This is a genomic window from Kitasatospora cathayae (assembly GCF_027627435.1).
Lineage (GTDB): Bacteria > Actinomycetota > Actinomycetes > Streptomycetales > Streptomycetaceae > Kitasatospora > Kitasatospora cathayae.
Genome location: NZ_CP115450.1, coordinates 1,523,833 through 1,540,700, shown reverse-complemented (window position 1 = coordinate 1,540,700; position 16,868 = coordinate 1,523,833). Strand labels below are relative to the sequence as shown.

The window sequence follows — 16,868 nt, the reverse complement described above, 5'->3', positions numbered from 1 at the left end:
GGCCGTAGGCGATCAGTGGGCGGGGGCGTCGTCTCGCCGCTGGTGATGTGGCTTCGGGACGCCCGTGATCAGGTCGATCTCCGCGCCCGCCGCGGTTCACGCGGCCATCGTGCCGGAAGGCCCAGCGCAGACCGAGGTGTACCCGCCCGGTGGTCGACCGCGCCACCGTCACCGGATCGTGCGGTGAAGCGGACCGTCAGGTGCTCGCCCGCGGGCACTTCGTACAGGCTGCCCATCGGCTCGAAGACCACCAGCAGCCAATGCCGCATCTCGCGCCGCTGCCCTGCGGCGACGCCAACCCTGAATCGAACTGATCACAGGAGTGATTGTGAGGCACGGCTGGTGAGGGGGCTTTGCATGGGAAGTCGGGCGGGGTCGACTTCCTGGGCCGTGGGTGGCGGTCAGGTGCGGCCTGGGGTGAGGAAGTTGAGGACCTGGTGGTTGACCTCCGGTGCGGCTGTCATGGGGAGGTTGTGGTGGGAGGCGCCGGGCACTGTGGTCACGGTGGCGTGGGGGACGGCCTGGTGGGTGGCGACGGCGGTGCGGTGGGGGTCGTGGGCGCGGGAGTGTTCGGCGTAGAGGGCGAGGAGGGGGGTGGTGAGGGTGCCGAGGCGGGTGGGGGTGGGGCGGGGGCCGGTGATGACGGGGGAGGCGGGGAAGTCGGCGTAGCCGAGGGCGTAGAGCTCGCGCCAGTCGGGGTCGGTGCGGGGGCCGTCGGTGGCATCCCAGTCGAGGTAGGAGCGGGCTCGGGCCGGGGTGCGGCGGGGGAGGAAGAGGGGGAGGACGCGCAGGAGGTAGCCGGGGCGGTAGCCGGCGAAGCACAGGGTGGGGTCGAGCAGGGCGAGGCGGCTGACCCGGGCGGGGGCGTGCAGGGCGTATTCGAGGGCGATCCAGGCGCCGTACGAGTGGCCGCAGAAGTCGGCGGCGGGGACGCCCAGTTGGTCGAGCACGGCGTCGAGCCAGCCGAGCAGTCCGGGGACGTCGCCGAGTGGGGTGCCGTCGTGAACGCTGCGCCCGGGGTCGCCGATGAGGTCGATGGCGAGGACGCGGTGACCGGCCCCGGCCCAGGCGCCGACGTTGGCGTACCACATCGTGGAGGTGGCGCCGCCGCCGTGGAGCAGGACCAGGGGGTGTCCGTCGGCGGGGCCGCAGGCGTTGATCCGGGTGGTGCCGTGGGCGGTGCGGACGGTGAGCGGTTCGACCGGGACGGGCCAGCGGGCGAGCAGCTTGTCGTACGCGGCGAGGAAGGGTGCGAGGCGCGGCGGGCGGGACGGGGCGGTGTGGGCGGACATGATGGGCCTCCGCGGTGTGGTGTGATCGCGTGCGGATGACGCACGGGACCACGCGCTGGATCAGGCGTTGAATCGCGGGTTGGAGCGCTCGTTGGAACGCTCGACAAATCGCTCGTTGAACAAGTATCTCGCTGAACGAGAGAATAATGGCACACACGTGCCCGAGGAAGGACGAGAGGGTGCCCGAGGTTGAGGAGCCGATGCGGCTGGTCCACCTGCTGCGCGGTCTGACGGTCGAACTCGATCTGTTCGGGGCCGAGTTCGCGGCCCGCAGCGGTCTGCACCCGACCGATCTCCGGGCGCTGATCCACCTGCTCGACGCCGCCCGGGCCGGGGAGGTGGTCACCCCGGGCCGGCTCGGGGAGGCGCTGCGGCTGAACTCGGCCGGTACCACCGGTCTGGTGGACCGGCTGGAGCGGCTCGGGCTGATCCGCCGTGAGCGCGATCCGGGGGACCGGCGGAGGGTCCGGCTGGTGGTGGAGGAGCGGGCGATGGAGCTGGGGCAGGGGTTCTTCGGCGGGCTGATCGGGGACCTGGTCGTGGCGATGGGCCGGTTCGACCCGGCCGAGCTGGCGACGGCCCGGCGCTTCCTGGAGGCGATGACCTCCGTGGTGGCCGCCGCCCGGACGGAGTCCCGGATGGAGCCCCGGACGGGGTGAGGAGGAGTGAGGACGAAGTGAGAGGGCGGGCCGGCGGGGCGGGGCGCTACGCGGGCCCGAGCCCCCAGGCGATCACGGACAGGGTCACCATCGACGCCAGCGTCGACCAGAGCACCGTGTCCCGGGCGAGGTCGGTGCCCTGCCCGTACTCGCGGGCGTAGGTGTAGACGTTCTGGGCCGTCGGCAGGGCGGAGAAGAGCACCACGGTGAGCAGCTGGTGGGTGGGCAGGTGGAGCACCGGGCCGGCCACGACCAGGGTGACGAGCGGCTGGACCAGGGTCTTGATCGCGACGGTCAGCCCGACCTCGGCACGGCGTGAGAGGCCGTCGGCGGGCGGGCGGTTGCGCAGCGACATGCCGAGGGCGACCAGGGCGGTCGGCACCCCGGCGCCGCCGAGCAGTTCGGCGGAGCGGTGGAGTTCGGCGGGCAGGCGCAGTCCGGTCGCGGAGGCGAGGGCGCCGAGCGCGGTGGCGAGCAGGATCGGGTTGCGCAGCGGCAGGGTGAGCAGGGCCCGGCGGCCGGCCGCGCCGCTGTCCAGGACGGCCAGTACGGCCGGGGTGACCAGCAGGATCTGGAACAGGACCACCGGTCCGACGAAGGAGGCGTCGCCGACGACCTGCATGGTCACCGGGATGCCGAGGTTGGCCGAGTTGACGTAACCGGCGGCCATCGCGCCGATCGCCAGTTCGCCGCGCTTGCGGCGGAAGACCAGGCGCCCGACGAGCAGCCCGAGGCCGGTCGCGGCGGCGGCGCCGGCCACGAAGGCGAGCATCGACGGGTTGGCGAAGTGCCCCAGCGGAGTGCGGGCGATCATCAGGAAGAGTGCGGCCGGCATCGCGACGTGGAAGACGTAGCGGGTCAGCACCATCTCCGCCTGCGGTCCGAGCAACCCGGCGCGGGCGACGACGTAGCCGACGGCGGTGAGGGCCCAGATCGGGGCGAAGGCGGACAGCAGCGGATGGAGGGCGGGCATGGTTCCTCGGGTCGCTCGGACGGGTCTGCCGGGTGCGGCGGGTGTCGCCCGCCCGAGGGCACCGGACCACCGAGACCGCCGAGACCCCCCCTGGGGCAGTAAACCAGTGGGCGTCGAGGAGTTGATCAACGGGCCCACCAACGAGGCCCTGGACCGGTGCCCCGACGAACGGGCCTACGATGAGCCGATGGAGGACCAGTACCTGAGCCTGTCCGAGGTGGAGGCCATCGCGCGCCGCGCCCACCAGGGGCAGGTGGACAAGAACGGCCACCCGTACGGCGAGCACATCGCCGCGGTCGCCCGCGGGACGGCGGCCCGCGGCGGCAGCGAGGCGCAGATCGCGGCGGGCTGGTTGCACGACACCGTCGAGGACGGCCGGCTGAGCCGGGAGTGGCTGGCCCGAGCGGCGCTTCCGGAGGCGACCAAGGCGATCGTCGACGCGCTCACCCGGCGGCCGGACGAGCCGGTCGAGGCGTACACCGCGCGCATCCTGGCCACGCCCGGCGCGCTGCTGGTCAAACGCGCCGACCTGGCGCACAACTCCGACCCGGCCCGGCTGGCCGCGCTGGACCCGGCGACCGCCGAGCGGCTGGCCGCCAAGTACGCGCGGATGCGGGAACTGCTGGGGCTCACCGGGGACTCCTGAACCGCGGAGGAACCCGGGGGAACCCGGGGGAACCCGGGGGAACCCGAGGGAGCCCGGGGAGGAACCCGTGGAGCGGACTTGTCGATAGGACCAGGACCGGGAAGGCCGGGAAACCAGGACAGGGCCCGGGCCACGCGGTTCGCGCGGGCCCGGGCCCTGTCGGGTCACCCCGGTGATCCCTGTCCGACCCCCGGGGTGAGGGGGAAATGGTCAGGAGACGAGTGGAAGCCGGTACGCCGGTGGTCGGTCGGCTTAGTACCAGTGGTGGGTCTGCCAGAAGGCCCAGGCGGCGTTCGGGCTGCCGTAGCGGGTGTTCATGTAGTCCAGCGCCCACTTGATCTGGGTGCGCGGGTTGGTCCTCCAGTCGGGACCCGCGGAGGCCATCTTGGAGGCCGGCAGCGCCTGGCCCAGCCCGTAGGAGCCCGAGCTCGGGTTGGTCGCGGTCACGTTCCAGCTGGACTCGTGCGAGATGATCTGGCTGAACGAGGCCAGCTGGTTCGCCGGGACGATCTGGGCGGCGATGGCCTTCGGGGAGAGGGTGGCGGCGTTCGCGGTGGCGGGGACCACGGCGGCACCCAGGGCGGTCAGGCCGGCGGTGCCGGCGAGAATCGCGGCGGAAGTGCGCATGCGGAGCTTGAAAGCGGGCATGTAGAACAGGACCTCAATCGGGTTGGGCCGAGTCGCGCCCCACCCAGGACCACGGGCCGGACAGGGGCCCTTGCGGTTGTGGAGCGCGACTCGGCGGTAAGCCGTCGACCGGCGGGACAGGAGGCCGGTGCGGCTGACGACGAGAGTCATTGTTGGCAGACCGGATCGGCCCCCGCCAAGACCCCCTTGTTACGACGCGCCGTCGTACCCGTGATGTGACCATGCAATCGAAGGATCACCCGAGCGAGGTGCGCACGGGGCCTCTGGGCTGGGCGAATGTCGGTCGGGTGGGTGAGTGCGGGCCGCGGGGGCGGCCTCCGGGGCCGCCGCTACCGCTCGTCGTAGCCGCGAATCGCCTGTGAGCGCACTCACCGTTTGGGAGCCGGTGCGGTCACCCGACGGTCCGGTCGCAGCACTTTGGGTACAGACGATCTGTGCCCGGCGCCACAGAATCCGGCTACGGTCTGCGTGCCGATGCTCACCGGAGGTCGCCGAGGAGTCGGTGCCGGACCGTTCGGGCGGTCAGTCGGTCCGCCTCGTCGGTGACCGACAGTTCACCGAGTGCCGCGGCGATCGCCGTTTCCAGGCGTGCGCAGAAGGCCTCCGGCTCCTCGGCGGCGTCCGGCAGCTCCGGAACCACCTCGTCCACCAGTCCGACCGCGGCCAGGTCGTGGGCGCCGATCCCCTGGGCCCGGGCCAGCTCGGCGGCGTGCGCGCCGTCCCGGTGCACGATCGCCGAGGCGCCCTCCGGCGGCAGCGGGGCCAGCCAGGCGTGTCCGGCGGCGAGCACCCGGTCGGCCGGGAGCAGCGCCAGCGCGCCGCCGCCGGAGCCCTGGCCGAGCAGAACGGCGAGGACGGGTGTGCGCAGCGCGAGCAGGGTGGTCAGACAGTGCGCGATCTCCACCGCGATCCCGTCCAGCTCGGCCTGGGCGGACAGCTCGGCCCCGGCGGTGTCCACCACGGTGACCAGTGGCAGGCCGAGCTGCTCGGCCAGCCGCGCGGTGCGCCGGACGGCCCGCAGGTCGGCGGCGGTGAAGGGGCGCTCGTGCTCCGGGGTCTGCCGCTGCTGGCCGACGACCAGGACGGGACGGCCGCCGAGCACGGCGAGCGCCCGGACCAGCGCGCCGTCACGGCCGCCGGGCGCGTCCAGCAGTACCAGCTCCTCGGTGGTTCGGCGCAGCAGCTCGCGGGTGCCGGGGCGGTCGGGGCGGCGGGTGCGGCGGACGGAGTCCCAGGCGTCGGGGTGCGGGGCGGGCCGGTCGGCGGGCTGGTCGGCCGGAGTGGCTCCGCTGTGAGGAGCGACTCCCCTGTAAGAAGGGGCGGCCCGATGAGAAGGAGCGGCTCCCCGAGGAGGGGGCGCGGTCGTGCCGAGGACGACGAGCGTGCGGCGGAGCAGTTCGCGCAGCTCCTGCGGCGGCACCACGGCGTCCACCAGTCCGCGCCCGGCCAGGGTCTCGGCCCGCTGGACGTCCGCCGGCAGCTCCACGCCGCGCAGTTCCTCGTACACCCGCGGGCCGAGGAAGCCGAGCCGGGCGCCCGGCTCGGCGAAGACCAGCTGGCCGAGGGTGCCCCAGGAGGCGAAGACTCCGCCCATGGTCGGGTTTCGCAGGTAGGTGAGGTAGGGGTGGCCGGCCGCGCGGTGGGCCTGGACGGCGGCGGTGATGCGGAGCATGCAGAGGAAGGCGGCCGAGCCCTCCTGCATCCTGGTGCCGCCGGAGACCGGCAGGGCGAGCAGCGGGAGCCGCTCGGCGGTGGCGCGCTCGACGGCCCGGGTGATCCGCTCGGCGGTGGCGACGCCGATCGAGCCGCCGAGGAAGCCGAACTCGGACGCGACCAGGGCGACCGGCCGTCCGTCGATCAGACCGAGGCCGGTGAGCACGGCCTCGTCGAGGCCGGTGCGGTCGCGGGCCCGGTCGAGCGAGGCGCGGTAGTCGGGATCGGTGGGCGGTGCGGACGGCGGCTCGTCCCAGCTGTGGAAGCCGTCCGGGTCGACCAGCAGCCCGATCAGCTGGTGGGCGGTCAGCGCCGCGCCCTTGCCGACGGCGGCACCGACGCCCGAATCCCTGCTCGTACCCGCGCCCGCGTCCATGTCCACCCCGTCAGAGATCGTTCCGGTCCGACCCGATCCGTCACTCTATGCGGCGCGGGCGGGCCGCTGTGGGAGTGCTGTGAAGGTGTGAGGAGCCCGACAGCGGGGCTCACGGTTGTTCGACGGCAGTCGACCCATGGATGGCTCGGGTGGTTCGTGGGCCGCCCGACGGTGCGTCACCGATGGCCCACGTACAGCTCAAGTCGCAAGCGGGAAAGGGAAGTTACCCGCAGGTAAAAAGTTGACGGAGGCCTTCCGGAGTTGTCGGTGGCTCGCCAGACTTGGGGCATGACTCGCACTCTACGCGCGTGGAAGTCCCGCGCTGCCGCCATCACCGCCGTCGCCCTGCTGACCCTCGCTCCCGTCGCCGTCGCCACCGACGCACACGCCGACGTGAGCGGCACCGTGTGCCTGTCCGCGCTTCCGCCGGAGGCCACCGACACCCTCAACCTGATCGCCTCGGACGGGCCGTTCCCGTACTCGCAGGACGGCGTGGTCTTCACGAACAGAGAGAGCGTGCTGCCCAGTCAGTCCTACGGGTACTACCACGAGTACACCGTCATCACGCCGGGTGCCCCGACCCGCGGCGCCCGCCGGATCGTGACCGGCCAGCAGGACCAGGAGGACTACTACACCGGCGACCACTACGCCACTTTCTCCCTCATCGACCAGACCTGCTGACGTCCGCCGGTACGACCGTGGCCCCGGCGGCGACGCCCGCCGGGGCCACGCGGGTTGCTAGGGTCTGCGCATGGCACAGAGCAGCGCGAACCCCCCGGGACGCCTCCGGCGCGACGCGCAGCGCAACCGCGATCTGCTGGTCGCCGCGGCCCGCGAGATGTTCTCCCGGCACGGCCTCGACGTCCCGCTGGACCAGATCGCCAAGGAGGCCGGCGTCGGCAACGCCACCCTCTACCGGCACTTCCCGACCCGCGAGGCGCTGATCGCCGAGGTCTTCGCGGACGCCGGAGCCGGTCTGGCCGAGGCCGGACGGGAGGCGCTCGCCGCCGAGGACGCCTGGACCGGCCTGGAACGCTACTTCGAGCGGATCTTCGAACTCGTCGCCGCCGACCGGGGCATCAACGACCTGGTCACCCAGGCCATCCCGACCATCCCCGGCATGCTCGAGATCAGCCGCGGGCACGCCACCACCGTCGGCGCCCTCATCGCCCGCGCCCAGGAACAGGGCACGATGCGGCGCGACGTGGTCACCATGGACCTGCTCTTCCTGCTCGGCCCGCTCTGCCGCGCCCTGCCCGCCGCCACCGAGTTGCGCCCCGACCTCTGGCGCCGCTACCTCGCTCTGCTGCTCGACGGCTTCCGCACCCGGGCCACCCATCCGCTGCCGGTGCCGCCGATCGGCGAGGAGCACCTGGACCGGATGTTCGCCGACCTGTGGGAGGCGCAGGCGCCGGAGGCCTGAGCCGGCTCGGGCGCATCAGGGTCGCGTACGGGACACCGGGAGGCGCGTCAGGACCGCGTCAACGGGCGGGGCGGTGCGGGTGCCGCGCCGCTTTGCTGGGGGCACGGCGCGGGTCGGTGCGGTGCGGCGGACTGCGGTCCCGCAGGCTTCGGCGGCGCGGCTTCGGCGCCGCGGACTTCGGAGGCGTGGACGGAGAGGCAGGGCGGGCCATGGCGGATACGGGCGCTTACCCGGGCGCGGGCGCCGACAAGGGCGCGGGCGAGGGCCGGATCGTGGTCGGTGTCAGCGGCTCGCTCGGCAGCCTCGCCGCCCTGCACCACGCGGTCGCCGAGGCCCGGCGGACGGACGCCGAGGTGCTCGCGGTGCTGTGCTGGACCCCGCCGGGGGAGGAGTCCGGGGGGCGCCGCACGGTCTCCCCGCCGGTGGTCGACGTCTGCCGCGACGCCGCCGTCACCCGGCTGCGGCAGGCGCTGGACCAGGCATTCGCCGGGCGCCACACGGGAGTTCGGCTGCGCGGCCAGGCCGTGCGCGGGGAGACCGGCCACACCCTGCTGCGCTGCGCGGACCGGCCGGGCGACGTCCTGGTGCTCGGCGCGGGCCGGGAGCGGGGCCGCCTCTCCCGGCTGATCCGGCCGTCGATCACCGCCCACTGCGTCCGGCACGCGACCTGTCCGGTGCTCACCGTGCCGCGCCCGCCGCTGCAACGGGACCTCGAGGCGCTGCGGCGCGGCTACGGGCTCCGCGCGCTGGTCGCCGGTAACTGACCCTCCGTTCAAGGCCGTTGGCGCGCGATGCGGGCGGCGGCAGCGGGCCAGGGCGGGAGCATCTCACCCTCGCCCGCCAGCATGACCTCCTCCTCCCACCAGGCGCGTCCGTCCAGCCAGGCGGTCAACCAGCGGGCGAGTGAGGGGGAATCGGCCCGCAGCGGATCCGTCTCGTCGTTGGAGTCGACCAGCAGGACGGGCGCGTCCGGATCCAGACAGTCGAGGGCGCCGGCCATCCCGCAACCCCAGTCCAGGAACTCCAGCACGCCGTACGGCCAGCCCGGGCCGCCCGCCACGATCCGGTGCAGCGGCCAGAAGAGGTGGCGGTCCGGGCCGTACCCGCCGTCGCCCACCTCGCGGTAGAGCCGGGCGAACAGCGGGGGCAGCCGGTAGCCGATCGCGGCCTCGGCGGCGGCGAGTTGTCCGGCGGTGACCGGTGGTGGCACGGCTGGGCCGACGTACTGCCGGACCCGTTCGATCAAAGCGTCCTCGTCCATGACGGCGATGGTGCCAGTGGGCTGTGACACTCCTACGGCAGGATCCCGGCCGTCCGGGCCAGGAGGGCGGCGGTCCGGCGACCGGCGGCCAGGGTGGCGGGGTCGGTGGCGGGCAGGCAGCGGCGGGCCTCGGGACTGTAGGTGGTCATCACCACGCCGGCGTGATCGGTGGGGAGTTCGAGCAGCTCGGCGGTCGGCACCACGGCGAGCAGTCGGTGGGTGAGCTCCGCGGGCACCACCTCGTCCGCCGTGCCCAGCACCAGTCGGATCGGGACCGGGGACGGGCCCTTGGCGAGGTGGTCGAGCGGGCTGTCGCCGGTGGTGGCGGCCGGGCGGCCGTAGGCGGAGGCGATGCCGACGGCGGCGGTGGGGCGCAGCTCGGCCGGGGTGTCCGGGTGGGTGGCCACCGCGATGGCCTCCCGGCCGCCGAGCGACCAGCCGGCCAGCACGAAGCGCGCCGGATCCCCGCCGTACGCGGCGGCGTTGCGGCGGGCGAAGGCGAGCGAGGCGAGCAGGTCGGCGCGGCCGCCGTCCTCCCGGTCGGGGCGCCAGTCCGGGACGAGCACCAACAGGCCCAGCCCGGCGGCCTCCTGGGCGAGCGTGTGCAGCACGTCGCGCTCGTCGGGGCCGGAGCCGTGCCAGAGCAGCACGACCGGGGCGGGCCCGGGGGTGGCGGCGCTCGGTCGGTGGACGTCCAGCAGCCGTCCGTCCGCGTACGGAACGGCCTCCGGTCGGGTGCTCGTCATGCCGGGTTCGCCTCCGATTCGGTGGGTGATCACGGAGCTGGTACTGTACTTCCTGTCGCGGGGGAGATGATCTCTCGTCAGGCGTCAGCGGTGCTACCAGAGCACGTCCCACTTTCAGTGGGAAGAGTCCGTGCGATCCGGGCCTGGCGCTCCACGGTCGGACGGGGTCCGGCGCCTTCACGGGTGCCGGGCCCCGTTCGCCTTTCCGGGCCGGTGACGGGCGGCGTCAGGACGGCTGGCGGTCGGAGCCGAGTTCGCGGGAGATCCGCAGGCCGACCCGGGCGACCACCGCACCGAGGGCACGGACCCGGGCGGCGGTCATCCGGGAGCTGCAGCCGGCCGGGGGCGGCTCGGGGGCCGGAGGCCGTTCAGGAGACGAAGCCGATGATCCCGTAGTCCTCGAACTCCCGCGCCGCGCGCAGCCATCCGGCGACCTCGTCGACGGCCTCGGCCACCTCGCGGACCAACTCGGGTGCACGGACCTCGTGTTCGGCGAGCTCGAACTGCCGGAGCGCCTCCGCGCACTGCTCGGGCGACCACTCGCCGCAGGACAGTTCGGCGCAGTAGGGAAGGGCGGTGGGGAAGCCGCTGCCGTACTGGAAGTCCGAGACCGAGACGGCGGTGACGCCGTACGCGCGCAGGCCCTTGTCGACCTCGTCCAGCCACAGGCCGCGGAAGGGACCGAAGGAGCGGTTGTCCAGGGCGGTCGCGTCCGTCCTGCACAGGCGCTCGTACGCGTAGCCGTACTGGAAGGCGTGCTGCTCGTCGAACGGCCCGCCGTACACCACCGCGCGCAGCGCCTCGCGGGCGGTGGGGGCGCCGTCCGCGATCTGGTCGGCGAACTCCCGGTCGGCGCGGTCCAGGTTGGCGCCGAAGTACCTGAGGAGCTCGTCGAGTACGGACTCGTCGGCGCAGCCGGCCAGGGTGTGCTTGTCCTCGACACAGGTCAGGTAGGTGGTCAGGAAGGAACTCATGGGGTCACCGTAGCGGCCGTGACGGACAGTCGGCTCAGGCGGCCTCCGCCGACTCCTCGGGTGGGACGGCGACCAGGACGAACTCGGCTCCGGCGTCGTCCCGGACCAGCGCCACGCGGCCGAAGGGGGTCGGTCCGGGGCCGGTGCGGACGGTGCCGCCGAGGGCGCGCAGGTCGGCGGTGGCGCGGTCGGTGTCGGCCGTTCCGAAGTGGGTGCGCCAGCCGGGGGTGGCGCCGGGCGGGTCGGCGGGGCCGATGCTGCAGGCGGGTAGGCCGGCCACCCGGGCGAGGGTGTGGCCCGCCCTCGGGCGGTCGTAGCCGTACTCGAAGACCTGGCGGTAGAAGGCGCGGGCGGCGTCCGGGTCTGGGGAGAGGTGCTCGTTCCAGGTGAGGGTGCCGGGCTCGTTCACCAGTCCGGCGCCGTCGACGTCGCCGCCCTGCCAGAGGCCGAAGGGCGCGCCGAGCGGGTCGACGGCGAGCGCGGCCCGGCCCTGGTCGGGCACCTGGTACGGCTCGCGGACGATCCGGCCGCCGGCGGCCCGGACGGCGGCGGCGGTGCGGTTCAGGTCGCGGGAGGCGAGGCAGGTGGTCCAGGCGGCGGGCTGCGGGGTCGTCTGCTGGGCGGCGGTGATCGCGGCGCCCGGTGGCCCGGACGTGATCGCCGCGACCTGTGCGCCGTACCGGGTGGCGACCGCTTCGGCGGGGCCGGTCGGGACGAACTCCCAGCCGAACAGCGCGCCGTAGAAGCGCTCCGCGCGGGCGAGGTCCGGGGTGGTCAGGACGATCCAGCACGGGACGCCCTCGTGGTACTTCACCGCCTTCGGCATGCCGCCCTCCTGGGCCCTCGACCCCCACCCGTCAGCCTGGGCTCCCGACGGGTGGGTGGCAAGACGGGTGGGCGGGTGAACGGACGGTTCAGGCGACCCCGCGGGGACGGAACTGGATGCTGATCCGCGGGCCGACCGGGCGGGCGGTCTTCGGGACCGCGTGCTCCCAGGTGCGCTGGCAGGAGCCGCCCATCACCACGAGGTCCCCGTGGCCGAGCGGTCGGCGGACGACCGCCGCCCCGCCGGAGCGCGGCCGCAGGGCGAGGACGCGCGGCTCGCCGACGGAGAGGATCGCCACCATGGTGTCCTCGCGGGCGCCGCGCCCGATCCGGTCGCCGTGCCAGGCCACGCTGTCCCGGCCGTCCCGGTAGTAGCAGAGCCCGAGGGTGCGGAAGGGTTCGCCCAGCTCGGGCGCGTAGTGGCGGCTCAGCGTCGTCCGGGCCTCGCCGAGGACGGGGTGCGGCGGCTCGTCGTCCGCGGCGTAGGAGGCGAGCAGCCGGGGGACGTCGACCGTCCGCTCGTACATCTCGCGCCGCTCGGCCCGCCAGGGCACGGTCGCGGCCAGCTGTTCGAACAGCTGGTCCGCCCCGCGCAGCCAGCCGGGCAGCACGTCCAGCCAGGCACCGTCGCCGAGCACCAGGCGCTGCATGCCGTCGAGCGGGCCGAGCCGGAGGTCGGCGGCTTCTTCGAACAGCGAGGGCTGGAGGTGGACGGTGCCGTGCATGGGTTCAGCCTACGCCGTGAATCGAACAGGCGCTCGAACATGGGTGCGGGGACTAGCCTGCCGGTATGGCGATCAACGGGTTCGGGGTCACCGAGTTCCAGCTCTTCCTGCTGCGCCGGATGGCCGACTACCACCCCGAGCTGGTCGAGGAGACGGTGCGGCGGCTCGGCGCCACCCGTGCCGAAATGCGGGAGGCGAACAAGCGCTGGCAGGCGATGGTCCGGGCGCCCCGGTTCCCGCGCGGTGCCGCCCGGTACGCCGCCGTGCTCGGGCCGGCGGGGGAGAGCCTGCCGCGCCGGATCGGGGACCTCGCGTGCACCGCGCGGCAGTGGGTGCTGCCGCTCTGGCCCGGACTGCGCTTCGAGGTGCTGCTCGGCCCGGCGGAGATCGGTGCGCCGGTGCTGAACGAGTGGCTGGTCCGGGCGGGCGACGCCCCGCCGCCCGCGCTGTGCACCGTGGCCGACCTGGTGCCGTGGAGCTGTGTGGTGGGCGATGTGGGGGCGGCCTTCCCGGGGGCCGTGGCGCGGGAGGGGAGTGCGCCGACCCGGTTCCGGCTGGACTTCGAGGCGTCGGACGCGGACGGGGTGGTGCGTTCCTGGACGGCCGACTTCACCTGGGGGCTGCTCCAGGAGGTCGCGCCCCGGGGGCCGGGGGGCTGAGGGCCGGTCATCGCAGCTGCCGACTGATTCAAGGCGATATTCAGTGAATGCCTTTGATTTGCAGGCCCTGTCGCGCTCGTGGCAACATAATCACAGACACTGAATCGGTTTGGCATCGGAAAGCGAAGGATCATGTCGGGCGACGCGCGCGTCATCGTCGGAGTAAGCGGCTCACTGCACAGCCTCACCGCCCTGCACCGGGCGGCGGAGGAGGCCCGGGCCCGGCGGGCCGTGCTGGTCCCGGTGCTCGCCTGGACCCCGGTCGGCGGCGAGCGCAACTACCGCGCCCGCCCCTGCCCGCCGCTGCTCCGCGCCTGGCGGGACGCCGCCGAGGCCCGGCTGGAGAGCGCGCTCGGACAGGCCTTCGGCGGCCTGCCGATCGGCCTGCCGGTCCAGCCCCTGGTCATGCGCGGCGAGGCCGGGCCGGTGCTGACCGCCATGGCCGACCGGCCCGGTGACCTGCTGGTGATCAGCGCCGGCCGGCACGGCTCGATGCGCGGACGGCTGCGCCGACTGCTGCGCGGCTCGGTCGCCCGCTACTGCCTCGACCACGCCCGCGGCGGCGTGCTGGTCGTCCCGCCGTCCGACCTGCACGAGGACCTGCGCGCCCTGCACCGCGACGGCATCGACCTGCGGGAACTCATCGCCGCCTGACGGTCGGTCAACTGTCGTATATTGGACGGTCCGTCAGCTCAGGTGCACGGTACGGCCGCCGACCACCGTCCGGACCGGCCGCAGCTCCCGCAACTCGTCCACCGAGCAGCTCAGCGGGTCGACCGGCCACAGCGTGAGGTCGGCGAGCGCACCAGGGCGCAGGCTGCCGCGCTCGGCGCTCTCGCCGGTCAGCCGGGCGGCGGCGACGGTGTGCAGCGCGACCGCCTCGGCCCGCCCGATCGCGTGCTCGGCGCCGACCACCCCGGCCGTGGTGCCGCGGGTCGTCATGCCCCACACCGACACCATGGCGCCGTACGGACCGACCGGGAAGTCCGAGCCGGCCGAGAGCTGCGCGCCCTCGTCCAGCCACTCGCGCAGCGGGAACAGCGCGGCGGTGCGCTCCTCGCCCCAGGCTCGCTGCTGGGTGAGCGCGCCGTCGTGCAGCAGCGGGTGCTGCACCGTCACCGGGATGCCGAGCGCGATCGCCCGGGCCCGCTGGTCGGCCCGGGCCAGTCCGCCGTGCTCGACCACGAGCGTTCCCGGCGGCAGGCCGGGCCGGCCCTTCAGCACCTGCTCGAAGACGTCCAGCAGCACGCGCAGCCCGCGGTCGCCCCAGGCGTGCACGCCCACCCGCCAGCCGCGCTCGACCACCCGGTCCACCGCCGCGAGCAGTTCCTCCGGCTCCCAGAGCAGCCGCCCGTGGTAGCACGGCTGCCCCTGGTACGGCTCCTCCAGCGCGCCCGCCTCGAAGCCGCCGTCGATGCCGAACTTGACGCCCCACAGCCGCAGTTGCGCGTCGTCCCGGCCGTCCGCCCGCCATCCGTCCATCCGGTCCAGCAGGGCGTCCACCTGCTCGGGCGTGCGCGCCGCGAAGCCGGAGACCAGCGCCCGGACCCGGACGGCGAGCGCGCTCTCGGCCCGGGCCGCGTCCAGCACGTCGAGGTCCTCGACCGGGACGAGGCAGTCGCGTACGGTGCCGATCCCGGTGGCGGCGTAGTCGGCGCAGGCCGCGCGCAGGCCCTCGATCCGCTCGGCGAGGGTCGGGCGCGGCAGCACCCGCTCGACCAGCTCGGTCGCCCGGTTGATCAGCCGGCCGGTCAGCCGCCCCCGCTCGTCGCGCTCGATCACCCCGCCGGAGGGCGACTCGGTGGACTCGTCGATCCCGGCCAGCCGCAGCGCGGCCGAGTTGAGCACCATGTTGTACGCGCCGCGGCGCACCAGCACCGGGTGGTCGGCGCTGGCGCCGTCCAGCTCCTCGGTGGTCGGCATCCGCTGCTCGGCGAGCAGCACCTCCTGCCAGTTGACCGTGGTGAGGATCCACTCCCCGGCGGGGGTGCGGGCGGCGCGCTCGCGGATGAGCTCCAGGAACCCGGCGAGGTCCCGGGCCCGGTGCACCGGGACGCCGTGGACGCTGTGCCCGGCCAGGATCAGATGGGTGTGGGTGTCGTCGAAGGCGGGCAGCACGGTCGCCGTCGGGGCGTCCACCACCTCGGTGCCCGGCCCGACCAGGGCGTCCAGGCCGTCGGGCTCGGCGGCGAGGGCGGTGATCCGACCGCCGGTGACGGCGATCGCCCGTTGCGGTGGCTCGCCCGGGGCGAGGGTGTGCACGGCGGCGGCGCGGATCAGCAGGTCGGCTGGGGCGGTCATGGCAGCTCCTGGGGGTGGGACAGTCCGGTGACCTGCTCGACGTACCGCAGGCTCGGTCCGGCGAGCCGTGCGTGCACCTCGGTGAACACGGCGCGGGCCGGGACGGCGTTCCAGTCGGCGGGCAGCAGCGGTTCGGGCAGCCCGGGGTCGAGGTAGGGCAGTCGGCGCCACTGGGTGAGCATCGGCACGTAGTCCCGGAAGGCCTCGACCGGGTCGATCCGGTCCCGCCCGCGCAACTCCTCGGCGACCGGACGCCAGGCGTCGGTGAAGGCCGCGTACTGCGCCTCGATCGCCGGGAGGTCCCACCAACTGGCCACCGCCGTACGGAGCTCGGCGAAGCCGGCGTATTCGGCGGAGAGGAACAGGTGGACGTAGGCGCTCAGGCCCAGGCGCTCCAGCAGTCGGCGGGCGTCCGGCAGCAGCCGGGCGGGGGCCAGCCAGACGCCGGGGGCGGCGTTGCCGAAGCCGAGCCAGCTGAGCCGGGAGCGCAGCTGGTGGCGGTGGGCGCGTTCGGACTCGGGCACGGAGAAGACCGCCAGCACCCAGCCGTCGGCGAGCTCGGCGGGCTCCAGACTGTGGAAGATCCGCCGGTCGCCCTCGTCGAACACCGGGCCCATCGCGGGGGACAGCCGGTAGCCGGTGCCCGCGCGGCGCTCCTGGAGCAGGGTGCCGGCCTTCTTCAGCCGGGAGATCGCCGAGCGGACGGCGGGGCCGTCGACGTCCAGCTCGGCCATCAGCGCGATCAGGTCGGCGATCGATATCCAGCCGCCGAGGCGGCGGACGAACTCGCCGTAGACGGTGTGGATCAGGGAGCTGGGCCGGGTCGTGCTCTCCGGCATGTGCGGGCCCTCCTCCCCGACGGCTGGTGGTGATCATAGCGGGGGTGGATCTACGCGTAGGCGCCGGAGAGCAGGTGCCCGGCGCCGGGGGCGACGGCGGGCAGGCCGAGCGCCCGCAGCAGCTGGTGGGTGGTGCAGATCGCGGCCGAGACCACCGGCTTGCCGAGCTGCTGCTCGGCCTCCTCGACGGCCGACAGCGAGGGCATCTGCACGCAGGCGGAGAGCACCACGGCGTCGGCCGCGGCGTGGGCGAGACCCTTGGCGATCGCGGGCAGCCGGGCCGGGTCGTGGGCGGCCACGTCCAGGTTGTCGGCGATCTCCAGGGCGGCGTGGTCGAGCACCTCGATGCCCTCCTGGCCGAGGTAGTCGACCACCGTCCGGGCCAGCGGGCGCAGGTACGGGGTGACCATCGCGACCTTCCTGGCGCCGAGCGTGCGCAGGCCGGCGACCAGGGCACCCGCGCTGGTGACCACGGGCGCGGGCGCGCCGTTCTCGACCGTACGGCGGTGCAGCCGCTGTTCGGCCTCGCGGTGGTAGCCGGGGCCGGTGGCCATCACCGCGACCAGGCAGGCGTAGCCGATCACGTCGACCCGGGCGTCCGAGAGCTCGGTGGCGCAGCGGTCGGACTCGGCGTCCATGGCGCGCAGTTGCTCGGGGGTGACCCTGGTCATCCGCATCCGGCTGGAGTGGAAGGTGAACCGTTCGGGGGCGACCGCCTCGCGGGCCCGCAGCAGGGCGGGGACCTCGGTCTCCATGGTGACGTTGGAGCTCGGGACGATCTGGCCGATCCGGTACGTGGTCATCTGCG

At 74.2% G+C, this 16,868-nt stretch carries 20 protein-coding genes; 8 read left to right on the top strand and 12 right to left on the bottom strand.

All coding sequences use genetic code 11. The features are described from left to right. Positions 1-149 precede the first annotated feature (149 nt). Entirely contained in the window at positions 150-314 is a 165-nt protein-coding gene (locus tag O1G21_RS07000; protein WP_270141712.1) for a hypothetical protein, read from the top strand. An 87-nt stretch (positions 315-401) separates the two neighbouring features. On the opposite strand, the gene O1G21_RS06995 is transcribed toward O1G21_RS07000, so the two are convergent. Then, complete coding sequence (locus tag O1G21_RS06995; protein ID WP_270141710.1) at positions 402-1,292, bottom strand: alpha/beta fold hydrolase; 891 nt, start codon at positions 1,290-1,292, stop codon at positions 402-404. Between the two features lie 200 nt (positions 1,293-1,492). Here O1G21_RS06995 and O1G21_RS06990 point away from each other — a divergent pair, with 200 nt between their 5' ends. Beyond that, positions 1,493-1,951: a MarR family winged helix-turn-helix transcriptional regulator gene (locus O1G21_RS06990; RefSeq protein ID WP_270150804.1), complete on the top strand. Its 459-nt coding sequence runs from the start codon at positions 1,493-1,495 to the stop codon at positions 1,949-1,951. Between the two features lie 46 nt (positions 1,952-1,997). Here O1G21_RS06990 and O1G21_RS06985 read toward each other — a convergent pair whose 3' ends face one another. Then, complete coding sequence (locus O1G21_RS06985) at positions 1,998-2,924, bottom strand: AEC family transporter (RefSeq protein WP_270141709.1); 927 nt, start codon at positions 2,922-2,924, stop codon at positions 1,998-2,000. 187 nt (positions 2,925-3,111) lie between these two features. Between O1G21_RS06985 and O1G21_RS06980 the strand changes: the two genes are divergently transcribed. Continuing rightward, entirely contained in the window at positions 3,112-3,570 is a 459-nt protein-coding gene (locus O1G21_RS06980) for an HD domain-containing protein (protein ID WP_270141707.1), read from the top strand. A 252-nt stretch (positions 3,571-3,822) separates the two neighbouring features. Here the strand turns inward: O1G21_RS06980 and O1G21_RS06975 are convergent, their stop codons facing one another. Both O1G21_RS06975 and O1G21_RS06970 read right to left on the bottom strand, forming a co-directional pair. Then, entirely contained in the window at positions 3,823-4,197 is a 375-nt protein-coding gene (locus tag O1G21_RS06975) for an aggregation-promoting factor C-terminal-like domain-containing protein (protein WP_270141705.1), read from the bottom strand. Between the two features lie 499 nt (positions 4,198-4,696). Beyond that, positions 4,697-6,307 carry a carboxyl transferase domain-containing protein gene (locus O1G21_RS06970; RefSeq protein WP_270150803.1) on the bottom strand — a complete coding sequence of 537 codons (1,611 nt, stop codon included), beginning with the start codon at positions 6,305-6,307 and terminating at the stop codon, positions 4,697-4,699. A gap of 288 nt (positions 6,308-6,595) precedes the next feature. Here O1G21_RS06970 and O1G21_RS06965 point away from each other — a divergent pair, with 288 nt between their 5' ends. The 3 genes from O1G21_RS06965 to O1G21_RS06955 all read left to right on the top strand — a co-directional run bounded on the left by O1G21_RS06965 (position 6,596) and on the right by O1G21_RS06955 (position 8,494). Next, a complete protein-coding gene (locus tag O1G21_RS06965) occupies positions 6,596-6,988 on the top strand; it encodes a ribonuclease (protein ID WP_270141703.1) in 393 nt (130 codons plus the stop codon). Positions 6,989-7,058: 70 nt separating this feature from the next. Further along, on the top strand, positions 7,059-7,730 hold the full coding sequence (locus O1G21_RS06960) for a TetR/AcrR family transcriptional regulator (protein WP_270141701.1): 672 nt from the start codon (positions 7,059-7,061) through the stop codon (positions 7,728-7,730). Positions 7,731-7,939: 209 nt separating this feature from the next. Beyond that, positions 7,940-8,494, top strand: a complete 555-nt coding sequence (locus tag O1G21_RS06955) for a universal stress protein (protein ID WP_270141700.1) — start codon at positions 7,940-7,942, stop codon at positions 8,492-8,494. 8 nt (positions 8,495-8,502) lie between these two features. On the opposite strand, the gene O1G21_RS06950 is transcribed toward O1G21_RS06955, so the two are convergent. The 5 genes from O1G21_RS06950 to O1G21_RS06930 form a co-directional block, all read right to left on the bottom strand. After that, positions 8,503-8,991 carry a hypothetical protein gene (locus tag O1G21_RS06950; RefSeq protein WP_270141698.1) on the bottom strand — a complete coding sequence of 163 codons (489 nt, stop codon included), beginning with the start codon at positions 8,989-8,991 and terminating at the stop codon, positions 8,503-8,505. 32 nt (positions 8,992-9,023) lie between these two features. Then, positions 9,024-9,737, bottom strand: coding sequence for an alpha/beta hydrolase (locus O1G21_RS06945; RefSeq protein ID WP_270141696.1), 714 nt, complete (start codon positions 9,735-9,737; stop codon positions 9,024-9,026). Between the two features lie 368 nt (positions 9,738-10,105). Further along, a complete protein-coding gene (locus O1G21_RS06940) occupies positions 10,106-10,711 on the bottom strand; it encodes a DUF7691 family protein (RefSeq protein ID WP_270141694.1) in 606 nt (201 codons plus the stop codon). A gap of 34 nt (positions 10,712-10,745) precedes the next feature. Continuing rightward, positions 10,746-11,537, bottom strand: a complete 792-nt coding sequence (locus O1G21_RS06935) for a VOC family protein (RefSeq protein WP_270141692.1) — start codon at positions 11,535-11,537, stop codon at positions 10,746-10,748. Positions 11,538-11,625: 88 nt separating this feature from the next. Continuing rightward, the gene (locus tag O1G21_RS06930) at positions 11,626-12,261 is read right to left on the bottom strand and encodes an alpha-ketoglutarate-dependent dioxygenase AlkB (RefSeq protein ID WP_270141690.1); all 636 of its coding nucleotides are present in this window, start codon (positions 12,259-12,261) and stop codon (positions 11,626-11,628) included. Positions 12,262-12,326: 65 nt separating this feature from the next. Here O1G21_RS06930 and O1G21_RS06925 point away from each other — a divergent pair, with 65 nt between their 5' ends. Further along, positions 12,327-12,920 (top strand): hypothetical protein, encoded by a 594-nt coding sequence (locus tag O1G21_RS06925; protein WP_270141688.1) that lies wholly within the window; start codon positions 12,327-12,329, stop codon positions 12,918-12,920. 132 nt (positions 12,921-13,052) lie between these two features. Continuing rightward, positions 13,053-13,574 (top strand): universal stress protein, encoded by a 522-nt coding sequence (locus tag O1G21_RS06920; RefSeq protein ID WP_270141686.1) that lies wholly within the window; start codon positions 13,053-13,055, stop codon positions 13,572-13,574. Between the two features lie 33 nt (positions 13,575-13,607). Here the strand turns inward: O1G21_RS06920 and O1G21_RS06915 are convergent, their stop codons facing one another. The 3 genes from O1G21_RS06915 to O1G21_RS06905 are packed head-to-tail and all read right to left on the bottom strand — an operon-like array spanning position 13,608 to position 16,863. Next, entirely contained in the window at positions 13,608-15,221 is a 1,614-nt protein-coding gene (locus tag O1G21_RS06915) for an amidohydrolase (protein WP_270141684.1), read from the bottom strand. Then, a complete protein-coding gene (locus O1G21_RS06910) occupies positions 15,218-16,060 on the bottom strand; it encodes a PaaX family transcriptional regulator (RefSeq protein WP_270141682.1) in 843 nt (280 codons plus the stop codon). Before O1G21_RS06910 ends, O1G21_RS06915 begins: the two co-directional genes overlap by 4 nt. Positions 16,061-16,110: 50 nt before the next feature. Beyond that, a complete protein-coding gene (locus tag O1G21_RS06905) occupies positions 16,111-16,863 on the bottom strand; it encodes a maleate cis-trans isomerase family protein (protein ID WP_270141680.1) in 753 nt (250 codons plus the stop codon). Positions 16,864-16,868: the final 5 nt, after the last annotated feature.

Coding starts and splice junctions, on each gene's coding strand:
- O1G21_RS06995 (WP_270141710.1), bottom strand. CDS start 1,292: ATGTCCGCCCACACCGCCCCGTCCCGCCCGCCGCGCCTCGCACCCTTC.
- O1G21_RS06990 (WP_270150804.1), top strand. CDS start 1,493: ATGCGGCTGGTCCACCTGCTGCGCGGTCTGACGGTCGAACTCGATCTG.
- O1G21_RS06985 (WP_270141709.1), bottom strand. CDS start 2,924: ATGCCCGCCCTCCATCCGCTGCTGTCCGCCTTCGCCCCGATCTGGGCC.
- O1G21_RS06980 (WP_270141707.1), top strand. CDS start 3,112: ATGGAGGACCAGTACCTGAGCCTGTCCGAGGTGGAGGCCATCGCGCGC.
- O1G21_RS06975 (WP_270141705.1), bottom strand. CDS start 4,197: ATGCGCACTTCCGCCGCGATTCTCGCCGGCACCGCCGGCCTGACCGCC.
- O1G21_RS06970 (WP_270150803.1), bottom strand. CDS start 6,307: ATGGACGCGGGCGCGGGTACGAGCAGGGATTCGGGCGTCGGTGCCGCC.
- O1G21_RS06965 (WP_270141703.1), top strand. CDS start 6,596: ATGACTCGCACTCTACGCGCGTGGAAGTCCCGCGCTGCCGCCATCACC.
- O1G21_RS06960 (WP_270141701.1), top strand. CDS start 7,059: ATGGCACAGAGCAGCGCGAACCCCCCGGGACGCCTCCGGCGCGACGCG.
- O1G21_RS06955 (WP_270141700.1), top strand. CDS start 7,940: ATGGCGGATACGGGCGCTTACCCGGGCGCGGGCGCCGACAAGGGCGCG.
- O1G21_RS06950 (WP_270141698.1), bottom strand. CDS start 8,991: ATGGACGAGGACGCTTTGATCGAACGGGTCCGGCAGTACGTCGGCCCA.
- O1G21_RS06945 (WP_270141696.1), bottom strand. CDS start 9,737: ATGACGAGCACCCGACCGGAGGCCGTTCCGTACGCGGACGGACGGCTG.
- O1G21_RS06940 (WP_270141694.1), bottom strand. CDS start 10,711: ATGAGTTCCTTCCTGACCACCTACCTGACCTGTGTCGAGGACAAGCAC.
- O1G21_RS06935 (WP_270141692.1), bottom strand. CDS start 11,537: ATGCCGAAGGCGGTGAAGTACCACGAGGGCGTCCCGTGCTGGATCGTC.
- O1G21_RS06930 (WP_270141690.1), bottom strand. CDS start 12,261: ATGCACGGCACCGTCCACCTCCAGCCCTCGCTGTTCGAAGAAGCCGCC.
- O1G21_RS06925 (WP_270141688.1), top strand. CDS start 12,327: ATGGCGATCAACGGGTTCGGGGTCACCGAGTTCCAGCTCTTCCTGCTG.
- O1G21_RS06920 (WP_270141686.1), top strand. CDS start 13,053: ATGTCGGGCGACGCGCGCGTCATCGTCGGAGTAAGCGGCTCACTGCAC.
- O1G21_RS06915 (WP_270141684.1), bottom strand. CDS start 15,221: ATGACCGCCCCAGCCGACCTGCTGATCCGCGCCGCCGCCGTGCACACC.
- O1G21_RS06910 (WP_270141682.1), bottom strand. CDS start 16,060: ATGCCGGAGAGCACGACCCGGCCCAGCTCCCTGATCCACACCGTCTAC.
- O1G21_RS06905 (WP_270141680.1), bottom strand. CDS start 16,863: ATGACCACGTACCGGATCGGCCAGATCGTCCCGAGCTCCAACGTCACC.